The sequence below is a fragment of the Verrucosispora sp. CNZ293 genome, from assembly GCF_002754655.1.
The window spans coordinates 3,193,884-3,219,752 of sequence record NZ_PEFR01000001.1; the positions used below are offsets into that span (position 1 = coordinate 3,193,884).

A 25,869-nucleotide genomic window follows, 5' to 3' on the forward strand; every position below is an offset into this window, starting at 1 on the left:
ACGTCGGCGAACGAATCATCGACACGGCGCGCTGGTGCCTCAGGCCGGCACGAGGCGGAGCGGAGAGTCGGCATGAGCGAGGTCGTGGTCAGTGGCGTGATCAAGCGGTACGGCCGGGTGACCGCCCTGGCCGGGGTGGACCTCCGCGTACCGTCGGGCCGGTTGACCGCCGTGCTCGGCCCGTCCGGCTGCGGTAAGACCACCCTGCTGCGCTGCCTGGCCGGTTTCGAGCGGCTGGACGCCGGGGAAATCCGCATCGACGGCGCCCTGGTGGCGGGCGGCGGGCGGCACCTGCCGACGCACCGGCGCAACATTGCAGTGGTGCCCCAGGAGGGCGCCCTCTTCCCGCACCTGAGCGTGGCGGACAACGTCGGCTACGGCCTTGACCGGGCGACTCGGCGTTCCGATCGGATCGCGGAGGTGCTGGCACTGGTCGGGCTGGCCGGGTTCGGCGCCCGCATGCCGCACCAGCTCTCCGGCGGGCAGCAACAGCGGGTGGCGGTCGCCCGAGCCCTGGCACCCAGGCCGTCGGTGGTGCTGCTGGACGAGCCGTTCAGCGCCCTCGACGCGGGCCTGCGCGCCGGGCTGCGCCATGACGTCCGCGACGCGCTGCGGGCCGATGGCGCGACAGCCGTACTTGTCACCCACGACCAGGGCGAGGCGCTGTCGGTGGCCGACCAGGTGGTGGTGCTCTGCGATGGGCGGGTGGTACAGGCCGCCGCCCCGGCCACGGTGTACCGCGAGCCGGCCAGTCCCTGGGTAGCCGAATTCGTCGGCGACGCGGTGCTGCTGCCGGCAGACGTCGAGCAGGGTGTCGCGCGGACCGCGCTCGGCCTGGTGCCGGTCACCGGTGCCGTGCCCGACGGTCCGGTCACCGTGCTGGTACGCCCCGAGCAGGTCCGCCTCACGGCCGGTCCAGGCGGGGTCACCGCGACCGTCCTGCGACACGACTTCCACGGCCACGACGCACTTGTCGGTCTCGGGCTGCCCGACGGTACCCGGATCACCGCCCGGGTCCTCGACGGCGATGCCCCCGTGGCCCTGGGCGGCGAGGTGACGGTACGCGTGGACGGCGCGGCCCGGGCCTTCCCCACCGACGCCTCGGCCGGCCGGCCGGCGCCCACCCCGGTGCGGCTGGCCGGCTGAGGCCACCGCACACCCTGACGACGCGAAGCGGCCCGACGGATCGATGTCGGTCCGCCGGGCCGGTTCACGTCAGGGTCAATTGACGCCGGTTTGCGTCAGGGTCAGTTGACCACGAACAGGAGACGGTTCGGGGAGCCGCTGCCCGGGCTGGTCACCACGCCGGTGGTGGCGTTGTTGATCAGGTAGCTCTTGACCTGGGCCGGCGAGTAGGACGGGTTGGCGCCGAGCACGAGAGCGGCGGCACCGGCCACGTGCGGCGAGGCCATCGAGGTGCCGCTGATCGTGTTGGTCGCGGTGTTGCTGGTGTGCCAGGTCGACGTGATGCTCGAACCCGGCGCGAAGATGTGCACGCAGGAGCCGTAGTTGGAGAAGGAGGAGCGGGCGTCGGTGCTGGTGGTCGAGCCGACGGTGATCGCCGTCGAGGTCCGGGCCGGGGAGTAGTTGCAGGCGTTGGCGTTGGAGTTGCCCGCCGCGACCGCGTAGCTGACGCCGGAGGCGATCGAGTTGCGCACCGCGTTGTCGATGGAGGTGCTGGCGCCGCCACCGAGGCTCATGTTCGCCACGGCCGGCTTCACCGCGTTGGCGGTCACCCAGTTCACCCCGTTGACCACGCTGGTCGTGGTGCCGCCGCCGGAGCAGTTGAGCACCTTCACCGCGACCAGGCGGACACCCTTGGCCACGCCGTGGGTCGAACCACCGACGGTGCCGGCGACGTGGGTGCCGTGGCCGTTGCAGTCGGTGTTGTTGCTGTCCACCGTGTTGGTGCCCCAGGTGGCCCGACCGCCGAACTGGCTGTGGCTGGTCCGGATACCGGTGTCGATGATGTACGCCCGCACGTTCGAGGCGGTGTTCGGGTAGGTGTAGGTGGTGCTCAGCGGCCGGTTCCGCTGGTCGATGCGGTCCAGGCCCCAGGTCGCGTTGGTCTGGGTCGCCTGGATCGTGACCACCTGGTCCTGCTCCACGTAGGCCACGGCCGGGTTGGCCGCGAGCCGGGCCGCCTGGGTCGCGTTCATCTTCGCGGCGAACCCGGTGAGTGCCGCGCTGTAGGTGTCGGAGACGCTGCCCCCGTACCGCTTGACCAGGGCGCTGGCCCGGTCCGGAACTGCGGAACGAGCCGTCGACGAACCGGCGGCACCGACGGCGTCGGTCCGCAGGACGACGAGGTAGCTGCCGCTTACCGCGTTCGACGCGCCGGCACCACGGATCTCGCCGGTGGGTGCGGCGACCGCCGCGGTGGTGCCGGCCGCCGAGACGGCCGCCGCGGTGGCGACGACGGCGAGCGCCCGGATGAGCTGCCGTCGCGCGGTGGACCCTGAGGACATGCTGCCTCCCTTACCTGGGCGGCCGACCGGGCTTCTGGCCGGGCGGTCCGCACCCTGGACTGAGTTGGAGAGATGCTAGCGTTAGATCGACAAATATGACAGGGATGTTCATCGATCTATTTCCGATGTCACGGGCGGCGCTCTCCAACCACGACGTCACCAGGCAGGATGGCGGTGTGGACGGACACGACATGCTGCTCTCCCCCGCCGGCGTCGAAGCGCTGCGGACCGCGTTGACCGGGGCCGACTTCACCGCGAACGGCATCGCGGGTCGGCTCGGCCCGCAGGCGACCGGCGGGGTCGCCCGCAACGACTTCCGGGCCGCGCTGCGCGCCACCGCCGACCGGGATCCCCTGGCCACCCTGATCCGGGTGTTCATCTGCGAGCAGACCGAGCCGGAGGCCGCGGTCGCCGCCGCGCTGGCGCCGCTGCCGCTCACCGACGCGCTCGACGCGGGCCTTGTCGAACGGCACGGTGACGGGCTGCGGATGGGACTGGACCTGGAGCCGTACGGCGACGACTGGTGGGTCCTCGCGGACGTGCCGGCCAGCGCTCGCCCCGGCCGCCCGCTGCACGCCGAGCACGTCCTCGGCATCGGCGGGGCGACCCAGACGATGATCGGCGCCGCCGTACGTCGGCCGGTGGACACCGCCCTGGACCTCGGTACCGGTTCGGGCGTGCAGGCGCTGCACCTGGGCACGCACGCCCGGCGGGTCACCGCCACCGACGTGTCGCGGCGGGCGCTGCGCTTCGCCGCCACCACCGCCGCCCTCAACGGCCAGGACTGGGAGCTGTTGCACGGCGACCTGGTGGCCCCGGTCGCCGGCCGACGGTTCGACCTGGTGGTGAGCAACCCACCCTTCGTGGTCGGGCCGGGCACCACCACCCACGTCTACCGCGACTCCGGTCGGGTCGGCGACGCGATCGGCGCCGAACTGGCCGCCGCCGCTCCGACGCTGCTCACCGAGGGTGGCACCATGCAGTACCTCGCCAACTGGGTGCATGTGACAGGCGAGGACTGGGGGGACCGGGTCGCCGGCTGGTTCGCCGGCACCGGCCTGGACGCCTGGGTGATCCAGCGCGAGGTCGCCGACCCGATGGCGTACGTGAACCTGTGGCTGACCGATGTCGGGGAGACCGCCGACCCGCAGCGGATGGCCGACTGGCTGGACTGGTTCGACGCGCACAAGGTGGAGGCGATCGGCTTCGGCATCGTCTCGCTACGCCGCAGCGGGCACGACGACCCGGTGCTACGGGTGGAGGATCTGCGCCAGCGGGTGCAGCCACCGATGGGCGACCGGATCGCCGACTGGTTCGACCGGCAGGACTGGCTACACGGACGCGGCACCGACGGGCTGCTGGCCGCACGCTACCGGGCCGCCGACGGGCTCCAACTGCGCCAGGAGGCGACGATGAGCGCCGACGGTTGGGCGGTGGACCGGCAGGTCCTCGCCATGCCGGACGGGCTGCGCTGGACCGAGGAGATCGACCCACTGGTGCTGGCCCTGGTGGGCGGGGCCGACGGGCGGTTGCCGCTGCGTGACCAGCTCGCGCTGCTCGCCGTCGCGCACGACGTGGCCGTCGACGAACTGGCCGAGGCGGCCGGCCCGATCGTGGCGCACCTGGTGGAGCGCGGATTCATCGCGCCGGTGCAGCCGTGAGGCCGCCGGTGCCGACGACGTCGGCAAGCGTTCGCGCGCCGGTGGTCGCCTGATGCGGGCCGTGGTGCAGACCGTCGGCCGGGCCAGCGTGACCGTCGACGGCGAGGTGGTCGGCGCGGTCGATGACGGGCTGCTGGTGCTGCTCGGAGTCACTCACAGCGACACGGCCGAGATCGCCCGGACGATGGCCCGCAAGGTCCACGAGCTGCGCATCCTGGACGACGAACGATCGGCGGCGGAGGTCGGCGCGCCGATCCTCGTGGTCAGCCAGTTCACCCTCTACGGCGACGCCCGCAAGGGCCGCCGCCCGAGCTGGACGGCCGCAGCCCCGGCCGAGGTGGCGGAACCGCTTGTCGAGGAGACGATCCGGGCGCTGCGCCAGCGTGGCGCCACCGTCGCGACCGGCCGGTTCCGCGCCCACATGCTGGTGGAGAGCGTAAACGTCGGCCCCCGCACGATCCTCCTCGACCTGTAGCGCAACCAGTAGTTGCACATCCCCCGCCAGCCCCTACAGTCAGACGCAACCACCGGTTGCATGTCTGGAGGAGCGCATGGAGTACGGCAGCATCGAGCGGGAGATCCACGTCGACGCCACCCCCGAGGTGGTCTACGAGGTCGTCACGACCCCCGAACATCTGCGGCAGTGGTGGCCGGACGACGCGGATCTCGAGCCGGTCCCCGGCGCCACCGGGACTGTCACCTTCGGCGACAGCTCGACGCCGAACGCACAGGTCGTGCCGCTCACCGTGGTGGAGGCCGACCCGCCCCGGCGCTTCTCGTTCCGGTGGGCGTACGACGATCTCGCCGTCGCGACGCCCACCAACTCCTTCCTGGTGACCTTCGAACTGGTCCCGTCGGGCGCCGGGACGCTGCTGCGACTCACCGAGACGGGTTTCCGGGAGCGGGGCTGGGAGGCGGCCGTGCTCGAGGCGCACTACCGCGACCACGTCAGCGGCTGGGACCACTTCCTGCCCCGCCTCGTGGCATACGTCGCGCGGCTGGTGTCGACCCGATGAGCGTCACCGTCGACGACGACCTCTGGTCCGCAGTCGGTGACCCGACCAGGCGGCGGATGCTCGACCTGCTGCTCAGTGACGGCGGCGGCACGGCGACCACGTTGAGCGAGCAACTGCCGGTCACCCGGCAGGCGGTCGCCAAACACCTCGGCGTACTCGGCCGGGTCGGGCTGGTCCACGGCACGCCGTCGGGCCGCGAACGTCGCTACGAGGTGGACGAGGCGCAACTCGCCCGTGCCGTCGCGCAGCTGTCGTCGGTCGGTGCCACCTGGGACGCCCGGTTGCGTCGGATCAAGCGGATCGCCGAGGCGGTCCAGCGCGGCCAGCAGAGCTGAACCCACCACGACACTCGCCGCCATGTCCCGTGGCGGCGTGATCCATCCTGCCCGCATCCGGGCAGCAACAGAGACGAGGCATCACGATGCTGAACATTCTGCACCGGGTCGGCGTCACGTCGGCTCCCGAGGACGTCTACGCCGCCCTGACCACTGTCGACGGGCTGGCGAACTGGTGGACCGAGGAGACGGACGGCGACGGCGACGTCGGCGGAGTGCTCCGGTTCCGCTTCATACCCGGCGGCTTCGACATGAAGGTCCTGGAGACTCGGCCGGCCGAACTGGTGCTCTGGGAGGTCGTCGACGGTCCCGAGGAGTGGCTCGGTACCCAGGTCCGGTTCGAGTTGAAGCGGGAGGGCGACTTCACAATCGTGCTGTTCCGCCACGAAGGTTGGCGGGAGCCGGTGGAGTTCATGTACCACTGCAGCACCAAGTGGGCGACCTACCTGATGAGCCTCAAGCGGCTTGTCGAGACCGGTAAGGGTGAGCCCGCGCCGCACGACGTGCAGATCAGCAACTGGCACTGAGGTACGACGCGGGGTCTGCGGATGTCAGCCGAAGAGGCCGCGACGTTGGAGCGACTGACGCAACCAGCCGTCGAGCTGGGCTGCCCAGTCGGTGTTCGCCGCCGAGGCGTGCTCGACGGCGAAGCGACCGAAGACGTCGCGGCCCTCGGTGAACAGCCCGCCCCGCTTGTCCAACTCCAGCACCACCTGCACCTGCCGAGGGTCGGTGACGAAGGTGACCTCCAACTGCTTCATCGCGCCCGCGTACTGGGGCGGCGGATAGAACTCGATCTCCTGGTAGAACGGCAGCGTCTGGTGCACGCCGTAGATGTGCCCGCGCTCCACGTCGGCCCGGGCGAACCGGAAACCGAGCCGCAGCAGCGCCTCCAGCAGGCGCTCCTGGGCCGGCAACGGGTGCACCGCCACCGCGTCCAGGTCGCCCTTGTCAACGGCGCGGGCCACCTCCAGCTCGGTACGCAGACCCATGGTCATCCCGTGCAGGTGCTGCCCGTACAGCTCGGTGAGCGGGGTTTCCCACGGCACCTCGAACCGGAACGGGATGTCGTAGCGCTGCCCCGCCTCCAGCCGGAACGGACCGGTGACCTGCTGGCGCTGGAACTCCTGGTTCGAGGCGTACTCGTTGTCGCCGCTCTCCACCTCCACCCGGGTGAGCAGCCCCAGGGCCACGTAGGACACGTCGACCGCGTGATCGCCGCCGGTGACCGCGATGCTTCCCTCCAGGTGGCCGCCCGGCCGGCAGTTCGAATTCGACAGCACCGTCTCCACCGAGGGGCCACCGACTCCCATCGCCTGCATGAGCCGTTTGAAGACCACGATTGCCTCCGTCGTTTGATCGCCCGCATCCGGGTGGGGTACGCCGACCTGTCGGTCGACCGCTGGCACGGTAACCGGCGCCGACAAGCCGAGCCGACCGAACCGCCGGGCCACCGAGTGCCCACTCAGACACTGTCGGTTCCCCGATCGCCTCACCCCCGTTTTACGCCCCTACCGCCAAGCTGTTTGTCACCGGCGTAACCGGCCGGCGGACACGGCACGGACGTGGACACGGGGAGAGACTGAGATGGCCCAGCAGATGACGGAGCACCGGACGCACATCGCCACCGAGGCGGAGCACGGCGCGGACACCCTGACCGACCTGGACGCCACCGACGAGCGCGGCGTCTCCACCGACCTGGTCCGGGCATACCTCAACGGAATCGGTCGGACGAAGCTGCTCACCGCCGTACAGGAGGTGGACCTGGCGAAGCGGATCGAGGCCGGCCTGTTCGCCGAGGAGAAACTGAACACCTGCATCCCGGTCTCCGATGAGCTGCGCGCCGACCTGGAACTGGTCGCGCGCCAGGGCCGGACCGCGAAGAACCACCTGCTGGAGGCGAACCTGCGGCTGGTGGTGAGCATCGCCAAGCGGTACACCGGCCGTGGCATGGCCTTCCTCGACCTCATCCAGGAAGGCAACCTCGGCCTCATCCGCGCCGTCGAGAAGTTCGACTACACCAAGGGCTACAAGTTCTCCACCTACGCCACCTGGTGGATCCGCCAGGCCATCACCCGCGCCATGGCCGACCAGGCCCGCACCATCCGCATCCCGGTCCACATGGTCGAGCAGGTGAACCGGATGGTTCGCGCCCGGCGGGAGTTGTCGGTGTCGCTGGGCCGGGAGCCCACGGTCGCCGAGGTGGCCCGCGCGCTCGACGTGCCGGAGTTCCAGGTGATCGAGCTGATCTCGTACGACCGGGAGCCGGTGAGTCTGGACCAGGCTGTCGGCGAGGACGGCGAGAGCGCCCTCGGTGACTTCGTCGCCGCCGTCGACCCGGCCGCCGGGCCCGGCGACGCCGCCACCCACGGCGAACTGCGCAACGAGGTGAGCATCGTGCTGGCCACGCTCTCGCAGCGTGAGCAGGCCGTGATCCGGCTGCGGTTCGGCCTCGACGACGGCCGGCAGCGCACCCTGGACGAGGTCGGCCGGGAGTTCGGCCTCTCCCGGGAACGGATCCGGCAGATCGAGAAGGTGACGCTGCTCAAGCTCCGGGCCCCGGAGCGGGCCCAGCGACTGGAGGCGTACGCCTGCTGAGCTGAGCGTACGGCCATCGGCCCCGGCGGTTCGCCGGGGCCGATGCGTGTCCCGCTTGACGACCCGGGCACCCAACCGGTAGAAACCTTTTGGTTATCAAACCGGAAGGTTATATAGAGTGCTCACCGACTTGGACGCCACCTTCGCCGCGCTCGCCGACCCGACTCGGCGGGCCATTCTGGCCCGGCTCGCGGCCGGCGAGGCCACCGTCACCGAACTCGCCGCGCCCTTCGCGATGAGTCAGCCGGCCATCTCCAAACACCTGCGGGTGCTGGAACGTGCCGGGCTGGTCAGCCGGGGGCGAGACGCCCAACGACGCCCGTGCCGGCTGGAGGCCGCGCCGCTGCGGGAGGCCACCGCCTGGCTCGCCGCGTACCGCGACCACTGGGCCGAGCGCTACCAGCGTCTCGACGCCCTGCTCGACGAGCTGCGCTCGGCCGAGGAGGGGCAACGCGGCACCGGTGCGACTGACAGGGCGACACCGTGATCGACGACCATCTGGTGGTTGACACGCCGGGCGATCGGGAGATCGTGCTGAGTCGGCTCTTCGACGCCCCGGCGCGGCTCGTGTTCGCCGCCTTCACCCGCCCTCACCTGCTGGTCCGCTGGTACGGCGCACGCGGCTGGCAGCTCGTCGGGTGCGAGGTGGACCTGCGCGTGGGCGGACGCTGGCGGTTCGAGTCGCAGGGCCCCGACGGGCAGCGGATGGTCCAGCGCGGGGTCTACCGGACGGTCGACGCGCCCCACCGAATCGTCTGCACCGAACACTTCGACGACCAGTCCTACCCGGGCGAGACCCTGGTCAGCCACACGTTCACCGAACTCGCCGGGCGGACCACCGTCACCACCACCCTGCGCTACGCCACCGCCGAGGGGCGCGACACCGCCCTGCGGTACCCGATGGTCCGTGGGATCACCGAAAGCTTCACCCGGCTCGCCGAACTGCTGGCCATGAGAACAGGAGAACAAGAATGAACTGGACACTGGAAGTGGTGGTCGTACCGGTCTCCGACGTGGATCGGGCCAAGGCGTTCTACGCCGACCAGCTCGGATTCGCCGTCGACCACGACACGGTGATCAGCGACGACGTCCGCATCGTGCAGCTGACCCCACCCGGCTCGGGCTGCTCGATCGTCATCGGCAGGGGCGCCGTGCCGCAGATGCCGCCGGGGTCGCTGAAGGGCCTGCAACTCGTCGTGCCCGACCTGGGCAAGGCCCGCGCCGAACTGCTCGAACGCGGTGTCGAGGTGAGCGAGATCCAGGTGCTCGGCGAGAACCCGCGTCCGGTGCCGGACCCGCTGGACAACGTCGGTTTTATCTTCTTCGCCGACCCCGACGGCAACTCCTGGGCGGTACAGCAGATCTCCAGCCGGGCCTGACCGCCTGCCCCGTCACAGCCGACGCGGCCCGGTGTCGGGGCGCGACACGGCGGCGGAACCGATGCGGACGTGTGCGTGCAGCACGGACAGACCGTCGGGCCGGGCGAGCACCGGGTTCAGCGTCAACGCCCGTACCCGGGGCTGGTCGTCGGCGAGGCGGCCGACCCGCAGCAGCAGGTCGGCCAGGGCGGCGCGATCCACCGGCGCGGCCCCACGGTGACCACGGAGCAACGGGGCCGCCCGGGGCGCGTCGACAAGCTCGGCCGCGTCCCGGTCGGTCAACGGCACCGCCCGCCAGGCCCGATCGCCGAGCAGTTCGGTGGCGACCCCGCCGAGCCCGAACCCGACCACCGGCCCGAACGCCGGATCCTCGACCAGTTCCACCACGCAGGCCACGCCGGGCGGCACCATCGGCTGCACCAGGACCTCCGCGCCGAAGGCCGCCGCCAGCTCCGAACAGGCGCGGCGCACGGCGGCGGCGTCCGGCAGGTCCAGGCGGACCGCACCGAGGTCGAGGCGGTGCCGCAGCCCCGGCGCCGCGGCCTTGAGCGCCACCGGGTACCCGAGCCGGGTGGCCGCCTCGACGGCCTCGTCGACCGAGGCGGCCGGCACCGACTCGACCACGTCGATGCCGTACGCGGCCAGCAACGCCGCCGCGTCGGTGTCGTCCGCCCGCAGCGCCGCCTGGGCCGCCTCCGGGTTGACGCCGGACAGCTCCGGCAGGCTGCCGGTCGGCCGGCGCAGCCACTGCGCGTACGCGGTGACCCGGGCCAGCGCCCGAACCGCCTCCTCCGCGCTCGGGTACGAGGGCATCCCGCCCGGGGCGCGGCCGACGAGGAAGGTGGCCACCGCCGGCTTGCCACCCGACAGCGCCGCCGGCAGGGCTGCGGTGAGATCGGCCTCGGCGCCGGTGAACTGGCCGGGCAACGGCGGGGCGAAGAGCGCCACCAGCGCGTCGACCGAATCGTCGGCGGCGGCCCCGGCCAACGCCTCGGCGAACTCGGCCGCGCTGGCCCTCGGCCCGACGTCACGCGGGTAGCCGTCGGCGACGGCGAGACCCTGGGCCGCGCAGGCGGTGGCCGCCAACCCGGTCAGCGCCGAGGAGTTACCCACCACGCCGACCCGGTTGCCGGCCGGCAGCGGCTGGTTGGCCAGCAGCACCCCGACGTCGAGCAGCTCGCCGACGGTGTCCACCCGGATCACCCCGGACTGGGCGAACAACGCGCTGACGGCCGTGGCGTCCGGGCCGGCGGCGTCACCCATCCCCGGCGGACGGGCCGGCGAGGCCAACGCCACCACGGGCTTGTCCCGGCCGATGCGTCGGGCCAGCCGGGCGAACTTGCGCGGGTTACCGAAGGTCTCCAGGTACAACATGATCACGTCGGTGCCGGGATCGTCCTGCCAGTACTGCAACAGGTCGTTACCGGAGACGTCGGCCCGGTTGCCGGCCGAGACGAAACTGGACAGGCCGAGCCCCCGACGGTCGGCCTCCGCCAGCAGCGCCACCCCGAACGCGCCGGACTGGCTGAAGATGCCGACCCGGCCCGGCACCGGCAGGCGCGGGGCGAGGGTCGCGTTGAGGCGTACCGCCGGGTCGGTGTTTGCCACCCCCAGGCAGTTCGGGCCGATCACCCGCATGCCCGCGGCGTGGGCCGCGCGGACCAGGGTGCGCTGCGCGGCGGCCCCCTCGACGCCGGCCTCGGCGAAGCCGGCGGAGATCACGACCAGGCCGTGCACCCCGGCCGCCGCGGCGTCGGCGACCACCGTCTCGGCGGCCTCCGGAGGTACCGCCACCACCGCCAGGTCGACCGGCAGCCCGGCCTCGGCCGCCGACGGGTACGCGGGCAGCCCGGCCACCCGCGCGGCGCTGGGGTGCACCGGCACCACCGACCCGGTGAACCCGCCGTCGCGCAGGTGCCCGAGCACCGCCGCACCGACACCCTGGCCGGTGGCGCTGGCGCCGTAGACGGCGACCCCACGCGGGGCGAGCAACCGGGCGATGGACCGCGCCTCGGTGCGGTGTTCCCGGCCGCGCTGCACCTCCAGGGTGGCCTCGGTGGGTGCGATCGGGAAACTCAGATGCACCACCCCGTCGGCGAACTGGCGCTGGATCTGGTACCCGAAGTCGGCGAAGACCCGCAGCATCTGCCCGTTGGCCGGCAGCACCTCGGCGACGAAGTTGACGATCCCGGCCCGACGGGCGGCGTCGGCGAGATGCTCCATCAGCACCGAGCCGATGCCCCGCCCCTGGTAGGCGTCCTCGACGACGAAGGCCACCTCGGCGTCGGGCGACTGCGGGCCGAGCCGCTCGTAGCGGCCCACGGCGACGATCCGGTCACCGGCCAGCACCACGAACGCCTCCCGGTCCCGGTGGTCGACGTTGACGAAACGGTGCAGGTCCCGCTCGGGGATCCGGGGGTACGGCGAGAAGTAGCGCAGGTAGCGGGTGCGTTCGGAGAAGCGGGCGTGCATCGCCACGATCTCGGGTGCGTCGGACGGATCGATAGGTCGCAACTGGACGGTGCTGCCGTCGCTGAGCAGCACGTCGACGGCGTGTTCGGCGGTGGTCACCTCGGACGGCCCTCCTTGGCCGGCTCAGTCAGTCACGGGGATCGTGTGGGTCGAGACCGAGCAACGGAAAGACCGCCTTGCGGGTCGCCGCTATCGCCCGGTCGACCGGGTTCGGTTCACCGGTCGGCTGCCACGGCTCGTACCCCGGGTCGACGTCGTCGGTCATCCGCAGCGGCACGTCGAAACCGGGCCGCCGGGTGGCCGCCAGCTCCCGCCAGGCCGGCGGGGTCAGCGTCGCCGGGTCCAACGGCGTGCCGGTGGCCACCGCCAGCAGATGCGTCCAGGCCCGCGGCACCACCTCGACCAGGGCGTACCCGCCACCGCCGGTGGCCACCCAACGCCCGTCGCACAGCTCGTCGGCGAGCGCCCGCAACGCCAGGTAGGTGGCGCGCTGCCCGTCGACGGAGAGGTGCAGGTCAGCGAGGGGGTCGACACGATGGGCGTCCGCTCCGCACTGGGTGAACAGGAGTTGTGGGCGGAACGCCCGCAGCACCGACGGCACGACCGCGTGGAAGGCACGCTGCCAACCGGCGTCCTCGACCCCGGGCGGCAACGGGATGTTGACAGCGGTACCCGCGGCGTTCGGGCCGCCGGTCTCGTCCGGGAAGCCGGTGCCGGGGAAGAGGGCGAGCGGCGTCTCGTGCAGGCTGATGGTCAACACCCGTGGGTCGTCCCAGAAGATCTGCTGCACCCCGTCGCCGTGGTGCACATCGACGTCCACGTACGCGATGCGCTCGGCACCCAGGTCGAGCAGCCGGGCGATGGCGACCGCCGGGTCGTTGTAGACACAGAAGCCGGCGGCCCGGGCGGGCATCGCATGGTGCAGGCCACCGGCGACGTTCACCGCCCGGCGGGCCGTACCCCGCCAGACCGCCTCGGCCGCGATCACGCTCGCCCCGGCGACAAGCGCGCTGGACTCGTGCATCCGGTCGAAGACTGGATTGTCCGAAGTGCCCAGACCGAAGCCGGCGAAGAGCGGGTCGCGCGGCGCGATTCGGACCGCGTCCAGGTAGCGGGGGTCGTGCACCCGGGTGAGCAGGGCGTCGTCGGCAGGCGACGGCGGCACCAACCGCACCCCGGCGCGTTCCAGGATGCCCAGCTCCCGGGCGAGTGCGATGGTCAACTCCACCCGCACCGGATCCAGCGGGTGGTCACCGAGGTCATAGGCGAGCAGCGACTCGTCCCACACCACCACCGTGTCGTCGGACATCTGCCCATGGTCGCACGGGGTCCGCCCGGTGGCCCGACCGCCGGGCCGCACACCTGCCGAACGTCCGACAGGTCAGGGTGTCGGGCCGGTGGCCACCGGCCGGTCCTGATCGGCGACCCAGTGGCTCCACGAGCCGACGTAGAGGGCGGCGTCGGTACGGCCGGCCAGATGCAGCGCGAGGACGGCCTGGGCGGCGGTCACCCCCGAACCGCAGTACGCACCGACCGGAGCCTCGGCAGCCACGCCGACAGCGGCGAAGCGGTCCCGCAGCGTCTCGGCGGTCGGGAAGCGGCCCTCGGCGACGTACTCGGGCGCGGGCAGGTTCACCGCGCCGGGGATGTGTCCGGCGACCGGGTCGATCGGCTCCTGCTCGCCCCGGTACCGGGGTGCGGCCCGCACGTCGACCAGGACGCCGTCGCCGGCCGCCAGCCGGGCGGCCGCCGCCGCGTCCAGCACCGGCAGGGCTCCCGGACGTACCGTCACGTCGCCTTGGAAAGGAGCGGGTTGGTCGGTGCTGACCGGCAGGCCGGCCGCGATCCAGGCCGGGTAGCCGCCGTGCAGCAGCCGGACCGGCAGGTGCCCCGCCCAGCGCAGTGTCCACCAGGCCCGGGCCGCCGCCATCCCGTCGCCGCCGTCGTACACCACCACGGGATGACCGGCTCGTACCCCGGCCGCCCGCAACGTCGCCTCCAGCGCGGCCGGATCAGGCAGCGGGTGCCGCCCGGCCGGACCGGGCGCGCCGCACAGCGCGGTGTCCAGGTCGACGAAGACGGCGCCCGGCAGGTGACCCGCCAGGTAGTCGTCCCGCCCGGGCGGCCCGACCAGCCGCCAGCGGACATCGAGCAGGGCGGGTGGGTCGGTTCCGTCGAGTTCGGCGGCGAGCCGGTCGGCCTCGACCAGAAGATCCTCAGTAGCGGACATGTGCTTCAGTCAACACCATGAGTGACATGCCCGACGGTTCGGCGACAGACGTCCGGGGTGCGGGAGGGTACCATCGAGGGCCTGGAGGGCCGCTGACACCATGAAGTCACACGACCTGGTCGACACGACCGAAATGTACCTGCGTACGATCCTCGAACTCGAGGAGGAGGGCGTGCCTCCGCTGCGCGCCCGGATCGCCGAACGGTTGCGCCAGAGCGGTCCCACGGTCAGTCAGACCGTCGCCCGGATGGAACGCGACGGCCTGCTCACCGTCGAGGGTGACCGGCACCTCAGCCTCACCGAGCAAGGGCGCAGCACCGCCGTCTCGGTGATGCGCAAGCACCGGCTCGCCGAACTGCTGCTGGTCAACGTGATCGGGATGCCCTACGAGGAGGCCCACGAAGAAGCCTGCCGGTGGGAGCACGTGATGAGCGACGCGGTCGAGAAGCGGGTCTACGACCTGCTCAACCGGCCGACCCGGTCGCCGTACGGGAACCCGATCCCGGGCCTGGAGGAGCTGGGTTCGCCCGGTCAGGCCGAGCCCGAGCCGACGGACGGCGAGCGCAACCTGGCCTTCCCCGGCCTGACCGGCACTGTCGTCGTACGGCGGATCTGCGAGAGCGTCCAGACCGACGCCGAGGTGCTCCGGCAACTGCACGCGGCCGGCGTCGACCCGGGTGCCACGGTGACGGTGGCGCAGGAACGCGATGCCGTGTCGATCGACCGCTCCGGCGAGAGCGTCCGGCTCCCCCGCGAGATCGCCTCCCGGGTCTTCGTCGCCGCCGCCTGACCACGCCTGCTCGGCAGTCGCTCAGCTGACGTACGGGCAGTGGCGACAGCCCCGGCCGCAGCAGGTGCCTCGGCGGGCCAGGAATCCGGCCGTGAGGACGAACAGGCCGCTGTCCGGGTCGAGGTAGCCGGCGTCACCGGCGGCCAGGGCAGCGGCGTGCACTCTGAGAATGTGCTGTCGACCGGGGTGATCGGGCGGCAGCCGCGACGGGTGCGGCTCAGTCAGGGGCCGTGCCGCCAGGGGCCGTCGTTCTCCGCTCATCCCGAGCAGTCTAGGTTTTCCCGGGCGGCGTCAATCCGCACTGGCCCCGTCCAGCGATGGGACAGAGGATGCAGTCGATCAAGGAGAAACCATGGCTCAGTACGCGGTCCTGATCTACTCGCCGGCACCGGCCGACCCGATGGACCTCACCCCCGACTACATCGCCCTGCTGGAGCGGTACCCAGCGCAGGTGGCCGAGCTGGGCGGGCAGATCGTGACGGGCTTCGCGCTGCAACCGAGCACCACCGCCACCGCCGTCCGCGCCGACCTCGTCACCGACGGCCCGTTCATCGAGGCCAAGGAGGTCGTCGCCGGGTTCTTCGTGCTGGAGGCGCCCGACCTGGACACTGCCGTGCGGATCGCCAAGCTGAACCCGGCCACCATCGACGGCGGGGTGGAGGTCCGGCCGCTGTTCCAGCCGCCCGCCGAGTGACCGGCGGCGAGCGCGACATCGCACCGTCCGCGACCGCCGAAGCCGAACGGGCCGTGGCGGACGCGCACCGCCGCGAGTGGACCTTCGTGCTCGCCGCCACCGCGCGCGTCGCCGGTGACTTCGACCTCGCCGAGGAGAGCGTCCAGGAGGCGTACGTGGCCGCGCTCGGCGCGTGGGCCCGGGACGGCGTACCGGACCGACCCGGTGCCTGGCTCACCGCGACCGCCCGACGCAAGGCCCTCGACGTACTGCGCCGACGGCAGGTGCTCCGCGCGAAACTGCCGCTGCTGGTGGAGCGGGACGACGCCGAACCGGAGATCCCGGACGAGATCGCCGTGCCGGACGACCGGCTGCGCCTGGTCTTCACCTGCTGCCATCCGGCGCTCGCCCGGGAGGCGCAGGTGGCGCTCACCCTGCGCCTCGTCTGCGGGGTGAACACCGCCGACATCGCCCACGCCTTCCTGGTCCCCGAACCGACGATGGCGGCCCGGCTCACCCGCGCCAAGAAGAAGATCGCCGCCGCCCGGCTCCCCTACCGGGTCCCCGAGGCCGCTGAACTGCCCGAACGGCTGGACGCGGTGCTCACCGTCGTACACCTGCTCTACACCACCGGACACACCGCGCCCACCGGCCGCGACCTGGTCCGTACCGACCTGGTCGACCGGGCCCTGCACCTGGCCCGGATGCTGACCACCCTGCTGCCCGACGAACCGGAGGTCCCCGGGCTGCTCGCGTTGCTGCTGCTCACCGACGCCCGTCGGGCCACCCGCACCGACGTTGAGGGACGACTGCTGCGCCTGGCGGACCAGGACCGTTCCCGCTGGGACCGGGACGCCATCGACGAGGGACGCCGCCTGGTGCTCGGCGCGTTCCGCACCGGACGGCCCGGCCGGTACGCGTTGCAGGCCGCCATCGCCTCGCTGCACGCCCTCGCACCCAGCTACGAGGCGACCGACTGGCCACAGATCGTCAAGCTCTACGACCTGCTGCTGGACCGCTGGCCCTCACCGGTGGTGTCGTTGAACCGAGCGGTGGCGGTGTCGATGGTGGACGGACCGGCTGTGGCGCTCGCCGAGGTCGACGCCCTCGCCGAGGACCCGCGACTCACCGGCTATCACTACCTGCCGGCGATCCGGGCCGACCTGCTGCACCGGCTCGGCCGCGACGCCGAGGCGACGCAGGCCTACCGGGCCGCCATCGACCTGGTCGACAACGACGCCGAACGCGATTTCCTCACCACCCGCCTATCCGAACTCACCCCCTGATACTCCCCACCCCCTGCCCGCCGATCATGCACTTCTGGTCGTCGAAATGGCCGCCTTCAGCCACTTCGTCCCGACGGAAAGTGCATGATCGACGCGCTATGTGCGGGGGTGGACGAGGTTAGGTCGCGAGCGAGCGGACTGCCTTTCGTAGCTGGTCCACCGCTACCGACTCGGTCTCGTAGGCCGTCTCGATCGCGGTCGCCAGGGCGGGGAAGTCAGGATCGACAGGTGGCCGCCGGTCTAGTTCCGCACGTGCCGCCCAGAGCGCAGCGGCGGAGGTCGAGCGCTCGCCGTCACCCTCGTCGCCGAGCGTGACAGCCGCCGCGAGATCGGCGCTCAACTCTCGCAGCTGCCGGTAATCGGGTACGTCGGCGGGGAGCGCCGCCTCGGCCACCGCGTGCCATGCCGCTGCCGCCTGGCGGAAACGATCCCCGCAGGCGGTCAGATCCGGAGCGCGGAGCAGGACGGCCGCCTCGTCGAGGAAGCGGGCGTAGAGGTCACGCAGGTGCCCGCCGGTGGCGCCCACCGGCTCCACTCCCTCCCAGACGGACAGCAACGCGCCGACCAGTCCCGTGCCGCCCGCGAAGACGGTCGGCCATCCCTTCGCCGCCCTGACGTCGGCGGTGGACCTGGCCCACTTGCGCCAAGCCGGCAGGGCGAACGACGTCGAGGAACCCCCGAGGCCAGCGAGACAGTCAGCGAGTCCGGCCAGCACTGCCGCCCCGAGATCCGTGCCGCCCGGGCCTTCGATTTCCCACAGACAGTTCCGGTACGAGCCGACCCGGGCGCGGGCCCGGTCCAGGCGGGCACTGTCGACGGTGAGCGGACCGAGGTTTCGATCATCGAGCCGGATCCCGCCACCGGTGTGTGCGTACGCCACCACCTGGTGACCGCCATGCCCGTCGAGGTGCGCGGGAAGATGCCAGTAGCCGACGAGCTGCCGGTCCGGCACCACGATCGCCGGGTGTCCGGCGTCGAGGGCGGCGGTCAGCGCGGCCTGGGCCTTCCTCGTCCCGCCGGTCCGCTCCGCCCGGAACGGCACACCGAGCCGGGTAAGCGTCGCGTCGGTCCAGTCCAGGTAGTTCCACCGGTGCCGGAACCCGAGCGTCAGCACCGCGGTGTCGTGCGCCGCGAACTCCCACAGGATGTAACCCGCGCCGAGGCCGCCACCTACTCCGAGCACCATCGCCTCGGAGATCTCGCGCCCGTGGTGGTGCAGCACGTTTGCGATGTTCGCGGTCTCGGGGTGGATTCCGCCACGCAGCGCGTACCCGTGGTCGGTGTGCTCGCGGCTGATGCCCACGATGTGCCGGCGCGCTTCGGCGTAGCGCTCGCCGGTCTTGGCCATGCGGGCACGAATGCGGGCCTTGAGATGCTTGTCGCTGGTCATGGTGTCCTCGTCTGCGGCTCGCCGACCCGCCCGACCCACGCCCGCGACGGTGCGACGGCCAACAAACGGACATCCGCAAACCAGTCTCGTGCTCCCCCGAGGCCGTGGACCCCTTGCCTCCGCGATCGCCCGGCGGCGTGGGCACCGGGTCTGGAGGTCGGGCGCGGGGGCGCGCCACGCACACCCTACCGCAGCCGCCCGCCCTCGCTCGTTGTCAGACGGGCGCGGTCCGCGACTCTGGCCGGCCCTCGCCGCAGTCCCACGACACCGGAGGTGGGAAGGTCGCCCGGTAATCCCGGGGGCTGACCCCGACGAGTTGTCGGAAGCACGTTCGGAAGGCGGTCGGTGAGGTGAAGCCGACAAGTTCGCCGATCCGCTCGACCGGCTGGTCGCTGCGCTCCAACAGATGCTGGGCCCGGCGGACCCGGTGCCGGCTGAGCCACCGCATCGGCGTGGTGCCGGTCTGGTCCCGGAAGTGCCGGCTCAACGACCTCGGACTCATCGTCGCGTACGCGGCGATCTCGGCCAGGGTGAGCGGACGGTGCAGGTTGTCGGTCAACCATTCCAGCAGCGGTGCCAGGCTGTGCCCGACCGGCGTGGGTGGCTCGTACGCGATGAACTGGGCCTGTCCCCCGGCCCGTTCCAGCGGCATCACGCAGCTACGGGCGGTCTCGGCGGCGACGGCCGCGCCCTGGTCGCGGCGTACCACGTGCAGGCAGAGGTCGAGCCCGGCGGCGGCACCAGCCGAGGTGAACACCGAATCGTCCTCGACGTACAGCACATCCGGGTCGACGACGACCGTCGGGTACCGTCGGGCCAGCTCGGCTGCGGCCGCCCAGTGGGTGGTGGCCCGCCGCCCGTCGAGTCGACCGGCAGCGGCCAGCACGAAGGCGCCGGTGCAGATCGAGAGCAACCGGGCCGGGCTGCCGGCCAGCGCAGCGCGGAGCGGCTCCGGCAGCGGCGCGTCCAAATCGGCCATCCCCGGTACGACCACGGTGTCCGCCTCGGCGAGCAGAGACAGGTCGTACGGCACCCGCAAACCGAGCGCGCCGGCCCGGACCTCGTCGGTCGCCCCGCAGACCCGAACCTGGTACGCGGCCCCACCGTCGGCCAGTCGGGCCCGGCCGAACACCTCGACCGGCACGGACAGGTCGAACGGGACCACACCGTCGTACGCGACGACCATCACCCGGTGCATCCGCCCATTCTGGCGAGAACCCGTCGGTCGATGGCTCGCCGGCCCCTGCTCGACACCGCCGCCGGTACCTAGATTCACCGCTCATGAACATCGTCGTACCGCTGCTCATCGGCGTCCTCTACGTCTGCTTCAACTCGTTGATCCGGGAACCGCACCGCCGCCGCTTCAACGCCATCATGATCGCGGGGGCGGGCGCGGCGTACCTCAGCGGCGGAGGGCTCGGTGCGTGGGAGTTCCCGTTCGTGGCCGTGCTGGTCTACGTGGCGTTCCGTGGGCTGGAGTCGTGGCGGTGGATCGGCGTCGGCTGGCTGCTGCACACCGGCTGGGACGTCGTGCACCACCTGAAGGGCAACCCGATCATCCCCTTCGCCCCCGACTCGTCGTTCGGCTGCGCGATCTGCGACCCGGTCATCGCGCTCTGGTGTCTGACCGGTGGCTGGTCGCTGCGGGACCTGCGCCGCCGCCGGCCCGCGCAGCCCGTGCCGGCTACCCGAACCAGGTGATCTCCTGCCCGTGCCCGCGCGTCCAGGCCAGTGGCTGACCGTCGAGCGCGAGCACGTTGAGGTGCGCGTCGCTGGGCGGCTGCGGCAGCCCGGCGTACGGCAGCACGGTCGGCCCCTCGTTGGCGATCCAGTGACCGGGCAGCCCGCGTACCACCTCGGCGAAGGCCGCCCGGCGCGGCGCCGGCACCAGGTAGAGCACGCTCGTGTGGAAGACCACCAGAGTGGCGTCGGCCGGTGCCTGCGCGGCCAGCGCCGGCAGGTCGTCAACCAGGTCGCCGCGCACCAGCAACGGCGGGTCGGCGACGGCGACGGCCGCCGCCGACCGCAGTCGGTCCCGACGATGCTCGTTCTCGGGCCAGATCAGCGCGTCTAGCCACGCCACGTCGGCCGGATCGGTCACGTCGAGCGGGTTCAGGTCCAGGCCGGCCCGCCACACCACCTCCGGCCGACGGTCCGGCGGCGTCAGGTTCGCGGTCACGCAGTCGAGCACCGGCTCCCCCGCGCCGATCAGCAGGCCACCTGGTGCGCTGCCGGCGTACCGGTAGGCGTAGCGGTCCGGGTAGAGGCAGAGCCCGGCGGAGGCACCTACCTCCAGCAGCGCCAGCGGCTGCGGCAGCGCCGCGAGCAACGGCAGCAGTACGGCGCAGCGGCCGGCCTCGTTCGTCTGCGTGACCCGCGAACGGATCTCCGCCTCGACCGTCGACCAGTTGGCAAACGTGTAGTCGCGGAACGCGGCCGGTTCGTCGACCGGCCCGCCGAGCAGGCGTACCACACCGAAGAGCAGGTTCGGCTGCTGTTTGGCCTCCGGCAGGGTGCCGAGCAGGCTGAGCAGTTCCTCGTCGCGGGACACCGCGTGGGCCAGCCGCTCGTACGAGGGAGAAACGCCGCGCGCCTCGCGCTCGGCGAACCTGACGTAGCGCTCAGCGATCGTCATGCCCCGATCATCCCAACAACACGCTCGCTGTGAACCGTGACCTCCATCGCCGCCCTCGTCACGAGATCTTGGTACGAAATTGCCCCTGGGAGGGCGGTTCCGGTCCAAGATCGCAACGAACGGCAGAGCCCCGGGCGGTGATCCGCCCGGGGCTCGTCGCGTACTCGGGTCAGCTGCAGCCGCTTGTGGAGCCGCAGCCCTCGCAGACGTAGCAGCTACCGGCCGGGCGCATCTTCGTACCGCAGGTGAAGCAGAGCGGTGCGTCGGCGGCCTTGCCGATCACGGCCTCCAGCAGCTCGGTGCTGGAACCGACCGACGGCGCCGGCTTGACCGCGGCGACGTCGGCGAGTTCCTGGGCCGGCTGGGCAACCGGGCCGACCTTCGACTCCTCCGGCTTGCTCTCCACCGGAGCGGAGGCGGCCATCGCGGTCAGGTCGGTGCCGTTCGCCTCGGCCTCAGCCTCGGCGGCGAGCTGGGCGGCCCGCTCCTTGGCGGTGAAGATGCCCAACTCGGCGCGCCGCTCGTAGGGCAGGAAGTCCAGTGCCAGGCGACGGAAGATGTAGTCCATCACCGAGGCGGCCATCCGCACGTCCGGGTCGTCGGTCATGCCGGCCGGTTCGAAGCGCATGTTCGTGAACTTGCTGACGAACGTCTCCAGCGGCACGCCGTACTGCAACCCGATGGAGATGGCCACCGAGAAGGCGTCCATCACACCGGCCAGGGTGGAACCCTGCTTCGACATCTTGAGGAAGACCTCGCCGAGGCCGTCGTCGGGGTACGACGAGGCCGTGAGGTAGCCCTCGGCGCCACCCACGGAGAAGGAGATGGTTTCCGACGGGCGCTTCTTCGGCAGCCGCTTGCGAACCGGGCGGTACTCGACGACCTTCTCCACCACCGGCTCCACGGCGGTGGTCGCCTCCGGCTCGGCGGTCTTCTTCTTCGCCACCGAGAGCGGCTGGCCGACCTTGCAGTTGTCCCGGTAGATCGCCAGCGCCTTGAGGCCGAGCTTCCAGCCCTCGAAGTAGATCTTCTCGACATCGGCGACGGTGGCCTGCTCCGGCATGTTCACCGTCTTGGAGATGGCGCCGGAGATGAACGGCTGCACCGCGGCCATCATCCGCACGTGGCCCATCGGCGCGATGGAACGCTCGCCCATGGCGCAGTCGAAGACCGGGTAGTGCTCCGGCTTGAGGCCGGGGGCGTCCACCACGTGGCCCTGGTCGGCGATGTGCTCGACGATCGCCTCGACCTGCTCCTCCGGGTACCCGAGGGAGCGCAGCGCGCGCGGCACGGTCTGGTTGACGATCTGCATCGAGCCGCCGCCGACAAGCTTCTTGAACTTGACGAGGGCCAGGTCGGGCTCCACGCCGGTGGTGTCGCAGTCCATCATCAGGCCGATGGTGCCGGTCGGCGCGAGCACGCTGGCCTGGGAGTTCCGCCAGCCGTTCTTGTCACCGAGCTTGTTGCCGAGCGTCCACTGCCTGGTGGCCTCGCGGACCACGGCGGTGGCCACCGTGCCGGACGGCTTGATCTCGTCGTTGGCGGCGGCGTGCTTGCGCATCACCCGCTTGTGCGGCTCCGCGTTACGGGCGTAGCCGTCGTACGCGCCGACGATGCCGGCCAGCTCAGCCGAGCGACGGTACGCCGTGCCGGTCATCAGCGAGGTGATCGCGGCCGACAGCGAACGGCCCTGGTCCGAGTCGTACGGCAGGCCGGAGGCCATCAGCAGGGCGCCCAGGTTGGCGTAGCCGATGCCGAGCTGCCGGTACGCCCGGGTGGTCTCGCCGATCTTCTCGGTCGGGAAGTCGGCGAAGCAGATCGAGATGTCCATCGCGGTGATCACCAGCTCGACCGACCTGACGAACTTCTCCACCTCGAAGCCGCCGTCGGCACGGAGGAACTTCATCAGGTTCAGTGAGGCCAGGTTGCACGAGGAGTTGTCCAGGTGCAGGTACTCCGAGCACGGGTTCGACGCGGTGATCCGGCCGGTCTCCGGGCAGGTGTGCCAGTCGTTGATGGTGTCGTCGTACTGGAGGCCGGGGTCGGCGCACTCCCAGGCGGCCTGGGAGATGGTGCGGAACAGGTTCTTGGCGTCGATGGTGTCGATCACCGAACCGTCGAGCCGGCCACGCAGGTCGAACGTGCCGCCGTTCTCCACCGCCGACATGAACTCGTCGGAGACCCGGACCGAGTTGTTGGCGTTCTGGTACTGCACGCTGACGATGTCCGAGCCGCCGAGGTCCATGTCGAACCCGGCGTCGCGCAGCGCGCGGATCTTGTCTTCCTCGCGCGCCTTGGTGACCACGAACTCCTCGATGTCCGGGTGGTCGACGTCGAGGATGACCATCTTGGCCGCCCGCCGGGTGGCGCCGCCGGACTTGATGGTGCCGGCGCTGGCGTCGGCGCCGCGCATGAAGCTGACCGGGCCGGAGGCGGTGCCGCCGGAGGAGAGCAGCTCCCGGGAGGAACGGATCCGGGACAGGTTGACCCCGGAGCCGGAGCCACCCTTGAAGATCAGCCCCTCCTCCTTGTACCAGTCCAGGATGGAGTCCATCGAGTCATCGACGGCGAGGATGAAACAGTTGTGCACCCGCAGGTTGCCGGCCAGGAACTCGCCGCTCTCGGTCTGGATGTCGTAGACCTCCATCGAGCCGAGCGGCTCGATCCGGTCGATCTCCAGCCGCTTCACGTCGGCGGCGGGCCGGCCCGGGTTGGCGAAGCTGGCTTCGAGCTTGGCCATCTTCTCCGCGCCGATGAACCCGATGTGGGTGGCGAAGAGGTCCCGGTCGCCGTCGTTCTGGATACGGACCGTCCATACGCCCTTGCGATCCGGGCGCGGATCCGCCTTGAACGACACCCGGGAGAAGATCCCGAAGCGCAGCAGCAGACTCTGCACGCCCCGGATCAGCTCTTCCGGAATCATGTCCACCGCGACGAGCGTCGACCGCTCGCGCGCCGAGACGTAGCCCTCGGCCTGGAAGATGCTGCGCAGGTACGCGGCGACGACCGGCAGCGGTGCGGTGAACAGCTGCTGCGGCACCCGCATGTCGGTACCTCGGGTCAGCAGGTCCCACTTCTCCACGAACGGGCGGAGGTGTTCGCCATAGAGACGGGTACGCCGGCAGTCGAGGTTCTGGTCCTGAGTGGTGACCGAACGCTCCTTGCGGTGCGCGCCAGGGAACACCTCGTCGAGGGTGGTGGTGACCCAGTCCAGTTCGTCGTCGTTGACGGTCATCGCCTCGATCGTCAGCGACCGGTTGGTCCCCTCGGCGTACTGGCCGACGAACCCGTCCGACTGCAACCAGCCGGCCAACGCGGCCTCGCGGATCTCCCGCAGGTCCAGTTCGCTCTCGCCGTAGGCGTACGTGCGGTGCCATTCGAGCTTGTCACCGGGGTTGAGGGTACCGGCCTCGACCCATGTACCGGTGCCGCTGCCCGTGCTCTTCCACACCACGTGGTCCGGCGTGACATCGAGCGTGTAGCCCGCCTTGGTGTGCAGTCGAAGTACGTCGCGTACCCCGTTGGCCTTGACGGCGACGATGCTGGTGAGGCCGGTGCCGTCGTAGACCTTGGTACCGACCGCGCCGTCTTCGACCAGCTTGCCGATCGGCACCAGGCCACCGGGAGTGCTGACCAGGGAGTCGTACGGCAGGCACGCGCTGACCTGCTGCGGCGACGGCGTGCCGACGTTGAACCAGACCGGGGAGTTGAAGCTGAACACCTGGTGCAGCAGCATCCAGGTCAGCTCGTGCGCGAAGATCTCGGCGTCGGCCGGGGAGGCGAAGTAGCCGTACTCCTCACCTGCGGTGCGGTAGGTGGTGACCACCCGGTCGATCAACTGCTTGAGCGACCACTCGCGCTCCGGGGTCCCCACCGCGCCCCGGAAGTACTTGGTGGTCACGATGTTCGCGGCGTTGACGCTCCAGCTCTCCGGATACTCCACGCCCCGCTGCTCGAAGTTGATCGAGCCGTCCCGCCAGTTGGTCATCACGATGTCGCGGCGTTCCCAGGCGACCTCGTCGTACGGGTGTACCCCGGCGGTCGTCCAGACCCGCTCGACCTTGAGCCCCGCGCCTGCCTTGCTTCGTGACCTGCTTGTCGTCACACCGTCCCCCGGCATCTCATCCGCCCCCTCGTCCGCGCGGGTCCGCCGCGCGATCCGACTGTCACTGGTACTGCTGAAAGAACTCACTGCGCGTGGCCGGCGGCGCTGGCCGTCTCGGCACCGGCACCCTCTCGGGCGCGCGCGGCGGCCCGTAGCGTCTCGATCTCCCGCTCGAAGTCGGCGAGCGAGTCGAATGACCGGTAGACGCTGGCGAACCTCAGGTAGGCCACCTCGTCCAGGTCCCGCAACGGGCCCAGGATGGCCAGCCCCACCTCGTGGCTGGGGATCTCGGCGGCCCCCTTGGCCCGGACGGTCTCCTCGACCCGCTGCGCCAGCAGCGCTATCGAGTCCTCGTCGACCGGCCGGCCCTGGCACGCCTTGCGCACCCCGCCGATGATCTTCGTCCGACTGAACGGCTCGGTCACGCCACTGCGCTTGACCACGGCGAGCACCGCCTCCTCGACGGTGGTGAACCGCTTGCCGCACTCGGGGCACGACCGCCGTCGTCGGATCAGCTGGCCGTCGTCGGCCTCCCGCGAGTCGACCACCCGGGAGTCGGCGTGCCGGCAGTACGGACACCGCATCGCCCGACCTCCTCGATCGACCACAGGTTCGCCGGCCCGCCCTCCGGGCACGCCTCGGTGGCCGGAGCCATCCCCGCAGGATGGCCGCCGGCTTGGCGGTGCAGGAGTGCGGTCGGTAGTCGAACCCAACCTGTAGGCAACTTACGCCCATGTGACTACTACATCTAGGGGTCGACCGTATGTCGCCGACGATCCGGGGTCAAGTTGGTCGGCGTGTCCGGCGCGTCACCCCAGAACACACGCGCAC

24 protein-coding genes and 3 pseudogenes are annotated in these 25,869 nt (G+C 71.3%); 14 read left to right on the forward strand and 13 right to left on the reverse strand.

Annotation, left to right across the window (positions count from 1 at the left end; all coding sequences use genetic code 11):
• The first annotated feature begins 72 nt into the window (after window positions 1–72).
• A complete protein-coding gene (locus tag CLT74_RS14435; RefSeq protein ID WP_099847010.1) occupies window positions 73–1,146 on the forward strand; it encodes an ABC transporter ATP-binding protein in 1,074 nt (357 codons plus the stop codon).
• A gap of 101 nt (window positions 1,147–1,247) precedes the next feature.
• On the opposite strand, the gene CLT74_RS14440 is transcribed toward CLT74_RS14435, so the two are convergent.
• On the reverse strand, window positions 1,248–2,468 hold the full coding sequence (locus CLT74_RS14440; RefSeq protein WP_099847011.1) for a S8 family peptidase: 1,221 nt from the start codon (window positions 2,466–2,468) through the stop codon (window positions 1,248–1,250).
• Between the two features lie 176 nt (window positions 2,469–2,644).
• Between CLT74_RS14440 and CLT74_RS14445 the strand changes: the two genes are divergently transcribed.
• From CLT74_RS14445 to CLT74_RS14465, 5 genes are all read left to right on the forward strand, one after another.
• Window positions 2,645–4,129, forward strand: coding sequence for a DUF7782 domain-containing protein (locus tag CLT74_RS14445; RefSeq protein WP_199172384.1), 1,485 nt, complete (start codon window positions 2,645–2,647; stop codon window positions 4,127–4,129).
• A gap of 52 nt (window positions 4,130–4,181) precedes the next feature.
• Entirely contained in the window at window positions 4,182–4,604 is a 423-nt protein-coding gene (gene dtd, locus CLT74_RS14450; protein ID WP_099847012.1) for a D-aminoacyl-tRNA deacylase, read from the forward strand.
• A gap of 76 nt (window positions 4,605–4,680) precedes the next feature.
• Window positions 4,681–5,145 (forward strand): SRPBCC family protein, encoded by a 465-nt coding sequence (locus tag CLT74_RS14455; RefSeq protein WP_099847013.1) that lies wholly within the window; start codon window positions 4,681–4,683, stop codon window positions 5,143–5,145.
• A complete protein-coding gene (locus tag CLT74_RS14460) occupies window positions 5,142–5,480 on the forward strand; it encodes a metalloregulator ArsR/SmtB family transcription factor (RefSeq protein WP_099847014.1) in 339 nt (112 codons plus the stop codon). Before CLT74_RS14455 ends, CLT74_RS14460 begins: the two co-directional genes overlap by 4 nt.
• A gap of 86 nt (window positions 5,481–5,566) precedes the next feature.
• A complete protein-coding gene (locus CLT74_RS14465; RefSeq protein ID WP_099847015.1) occupies window positions 5,567–6,007 on the forward strand; it encodes an SRPBCC family protein in 441 nt (146 codons plus the stop codon).
• Window positions 6,008–6,031: 24 nt separating this feature from the next.
• Here CLT74_RS14465 and CLT74_RS14470 read toward each other — a convergent pair whose 3' ends face one another.
• Window positions 6,032–6,820 carry a sporulation protein gene (locus CLT74_RS14470; protein ID WP_099852001.1) on the reverse strand — a complete coding sequence of 263 codons (789 nt, stop codon included), beginning with the start codon at window positions 6,818–6,820 and terminating at the stop codon, window positions 6,032–6,034.
• Between the two features lie 247 nt (window positions 6,821–7,067).
• On the opposite strand from CLT74_RS14470, the gene sigB reads away from it, so the two are divergent.
• The 4 genes from sigB to CLT74_RS14490 all read left to right on the forward strand — a co-directional run bounded on the left by sigB (window position 7,068) and on the right by CLT74_RS14490 (window position 9,457).
• Entirely contained in the window at window positions 7,068–8,078 is a 1,011-nt protein-coding gene (sigB, locus tag CLT74_RS14475; RefSeq protein ID WP_486582308.1) for an RNA polymerase sigma factor SigB, read from the forward strand.
• A 118-nt stretch (window positions 8,079–8,196) separates the two neighbouring features.
• The gene (locus CLT74_RS14480) at window positions 8,197–8,565 is read left to right on the forward strand and encodes a metalloregulator ArsR/SmtB family transcription factor (protein WP_099847016.1); all 369 of its coding nucleotides are present in this window, start codon (window positions 8,197–8,199) and stop codon (window positions 8,563–8,565) included.
• The gene (locus CLT74_RS14485; protein WP_099847017.1) at window positions 8,562–9,053 is read left to right on the forward strand and encodes an SRPBCC family protein; all 492 of its coding nucleotides are present in this window, start codon (window positions 8,562–8,564) and stop codon (window positions 9,051–9,053) included. Before CLT74_RS14480 ends, CLT74_RS14485 begins: the two co-directional genes overlap by 4 nt.
• Complete coding sequence (locus tag CLT74_RS14490) at window positions 9,050–9,457, forward strand: VOC family protein (RefSeq protein ID WP_099847018.1); 408 nt, start codon at window positions 9,050–9,052, stop codon at window positions 9,455–9,457. The genes CLT74_RS14485 and CLT74_RS14490 overlap by 4 nt, the downstream gene beginning before the upstream one ends.
• A 12-nt stretch (window positions 9,458–9,469) precedes the next feature.
• On the opposite strand, the gene CLT74_RS14495 is transcribed toward CLT74_RS14490, so the two are convergent.
• From CLT74_RS14495 to CLT74_RS14505, 3 genes are all read right to left on the reverse strand, one after another.
• On the reverse strand, window positions 9,470–12,028 hold the full coding sequence (locus tag CLT74_RS14495) for a bifunctional GNAT family N-acetyltransferase/acetate--CoA ligase family protein (protein ID WP_099847019.1): 2,559 nt from the start codon (window positions 12,026–12,028) through the stop codon (window positions 9,470–9,472).
• A 28-nt stretch (window positions 12,029–12,056) separates the two neighbouring features.
• On the reverse strand, window positions 12,057–13,238 hold the full coding sequence (locus CLT74_RS14500; protein WP_099847020.1) for an acetoin utilization protein AcuC: 1,182 nt from the start codon (window positions 13,236–13,238) through the stop codon (window positions 12,057–12,059).
• A gap of 72 nt (window positions 13,239–13,310) precedes the next feature.
• Window positions 13,311–14,159, reverse strand: a complete 849-nt coding sequence (locus CLT74_RS14505; RefSeq protein ID WP_099847021.1) for a sulfurtransferase — start codon at window positions 14,157–14,159, stop codon at window positions 13,311–13,313.
• Window positions 14,160–14,259: 100 nt separating this feature from the next.
• Here CLT74_RS14505 and CLT74_RS14510 point away from each other — a divergent pair, with 100 nt between their 5' ends.
• Complete coding sequence (locus tag CLT74_RS14510; protein ID WP_099847022.1) at window positions 14,260–14,949, forward strand: iron-dependent transcriptional repressor DtxR; 690 nt, start codon at window positions 14,260–14,262, stop codon at window positions 14,947–14,949.
• Window positions 14,950–14,970: 21 nt separating this feature from the next.
• Here CLT74_RS14510 and CLT74_RS14515 read toward each other — a convergent pair whose 3' ends face one another.
• Window positions 14,971–15,210, reverse strand: a complete 240-nt coding sequence (locus CLT74_RS14515; RefSeq protein WP_099847023.1) for a DUF5522 domain-containing protein — start codon at window positions 15,208–15,210, stop codon at window positions 14,971–14,973.
• A 91-nt stretch (window positions 15,211–15,301) separates the two neighbouring features.
• Between CLT74_RS14515 and CLT74_RS14520 the strand changes: the two genes are divergently transcribed.
• Window positions 15,302–15,643: a YciI family protein gene (locus tag CLT74_RS14520; protein ID WP_099847024.1), complete on the forward strand. Its 342-nt coding sequence runs from the start codon at window positions 15,302–15,304 to the stop codon at window positions 15,641–15,643.
• An 86-nt stretch (window positions 15,644–15,729) separates the two neighbouring features.
• On the forward strand, window positions 15,730–16,908 hold the full coding sequence (locus CLT74_RS14525; protein ID WP_099852006.1) for an RNA polymerase sigma factor: 1,179 nt from the start codon (window positions 15,730–15,732) through the stop codon (window positions 16,906–16,908).
• A gap of 118 nt (window positions 16,909–17,026) precedes the next feature.
• On the opposite strand, the gene CLT74_RS14530 is transcribed toward CLT74_RS14525, so the two are convergent.
• Both CLT74_RS14530 and CLT74_RS14535 read right to left on the reverse strand, forming a co-directional pair.
• Window positions 17,027–18,298: a BtrH N-terminal domain-containing protein gene (locus CLT74_RS14530; RefSeq protein ID WP_099847025.1), complete on the reverse strand. Its 1,272-nt coding sequence runs from the start codon at window positions 18,296–18,298 to the stop codon at window positions 17,027–17,029.
• A gap of 214 nt (window positions 18,299–18,512) precedes the next feature.
• Window positions 18,513–19,496, reverse strand: a complete 984-nt coding sequence (locus CLT74_RS14535) for a helix-turn-helix domain-containing protein (protein WP_099847026.1) — start codon at window positions 19,494–19,496, stop codon at window positions 18,513–18,515.
• 83 nt (window positions 19,497–19,579) lie between these two features.
• Between CLT74_RS14535 and CLT74_RS14540 the strand changes: the two genes are divergently transcribed.
• Window positions 19,580–19,999 (forward strand): DUF6010 family protein, encoded by a 420-nt coding sequence (locus tag CLT74_RS14540; RefSeq protein ID WP_099847027.1) that lies wholly within the window; start codon window positions 19,580–19,582, stop codon window positions 19,997–19,999.
• Here the strand turns inward: CLT74_RS14540 and CLT74_RS14545 are convergent.
• The 5 genes and pseudogenes from CLT74_RS14545 to nrdR all read right to left on the reverse strand — a co-directional run bounded on the left by CLT74_RS14545 (window position 19,983) and on the right by nrdR (window position 25,622).
• Window positions 19,983–20,933 (reverse strand): DUF2332 domain-containing protein, encoded by a 951-nt coding sequence (locus CLT74_RS14545; RefSeq protein ID WP_099847028.1) that lies wholly within the window; start codon window positions 20,931–20,933, stop codon window positions 19,983–19,985. The two genes, CLT74_RS14540 and CLT74_RS14545, sit on opposite strands and share 17 nt — an antisense overlap.
• A 169-nt stretch (window positions 20,934–21,102) precedes the next feature.
• Window positions 21,103–23,526 (reverse strand): annotated as a pseudogene (locus tag CLT74_RS30810) (vitamin B12-dependent ribonucleotide reductase); the annotation flags it as partial.
• Window positions 23,527–23,703: 177 nt separating this feature from the next.
• Window positions 23,704–24,585, reverse strand: a pseudogene (locus CLT74_RS31365) (LAGLIDADG family homing endonuclease); the annotation flags it as partial.
• Window positions 24,586–25,053: pseudogene (locus CLT74_RS30820) on the reverse strand (vitamin B12-dependent ribonucleotide reductase); the annotation flags it as partial.
• Between the two features lie 68 nt (window positions 25,054–25,121).
• Window positions 25,122–25,622 carry a transcriptional regulator NrdR gene (gene nrdR, locus CLT74_RS14555; RefSeq protein ID WP_099847029.1) on the reverse strand — a complete coding sequence of 167 codons (501 nt, stop codon included), beginning with the start codon at window positions 25,620–25,622 and terminating at the stop codon, window positions 25,122–25,124.
• Window positions 25,623–25,869 lie beyond the last annotated feature (247 nt).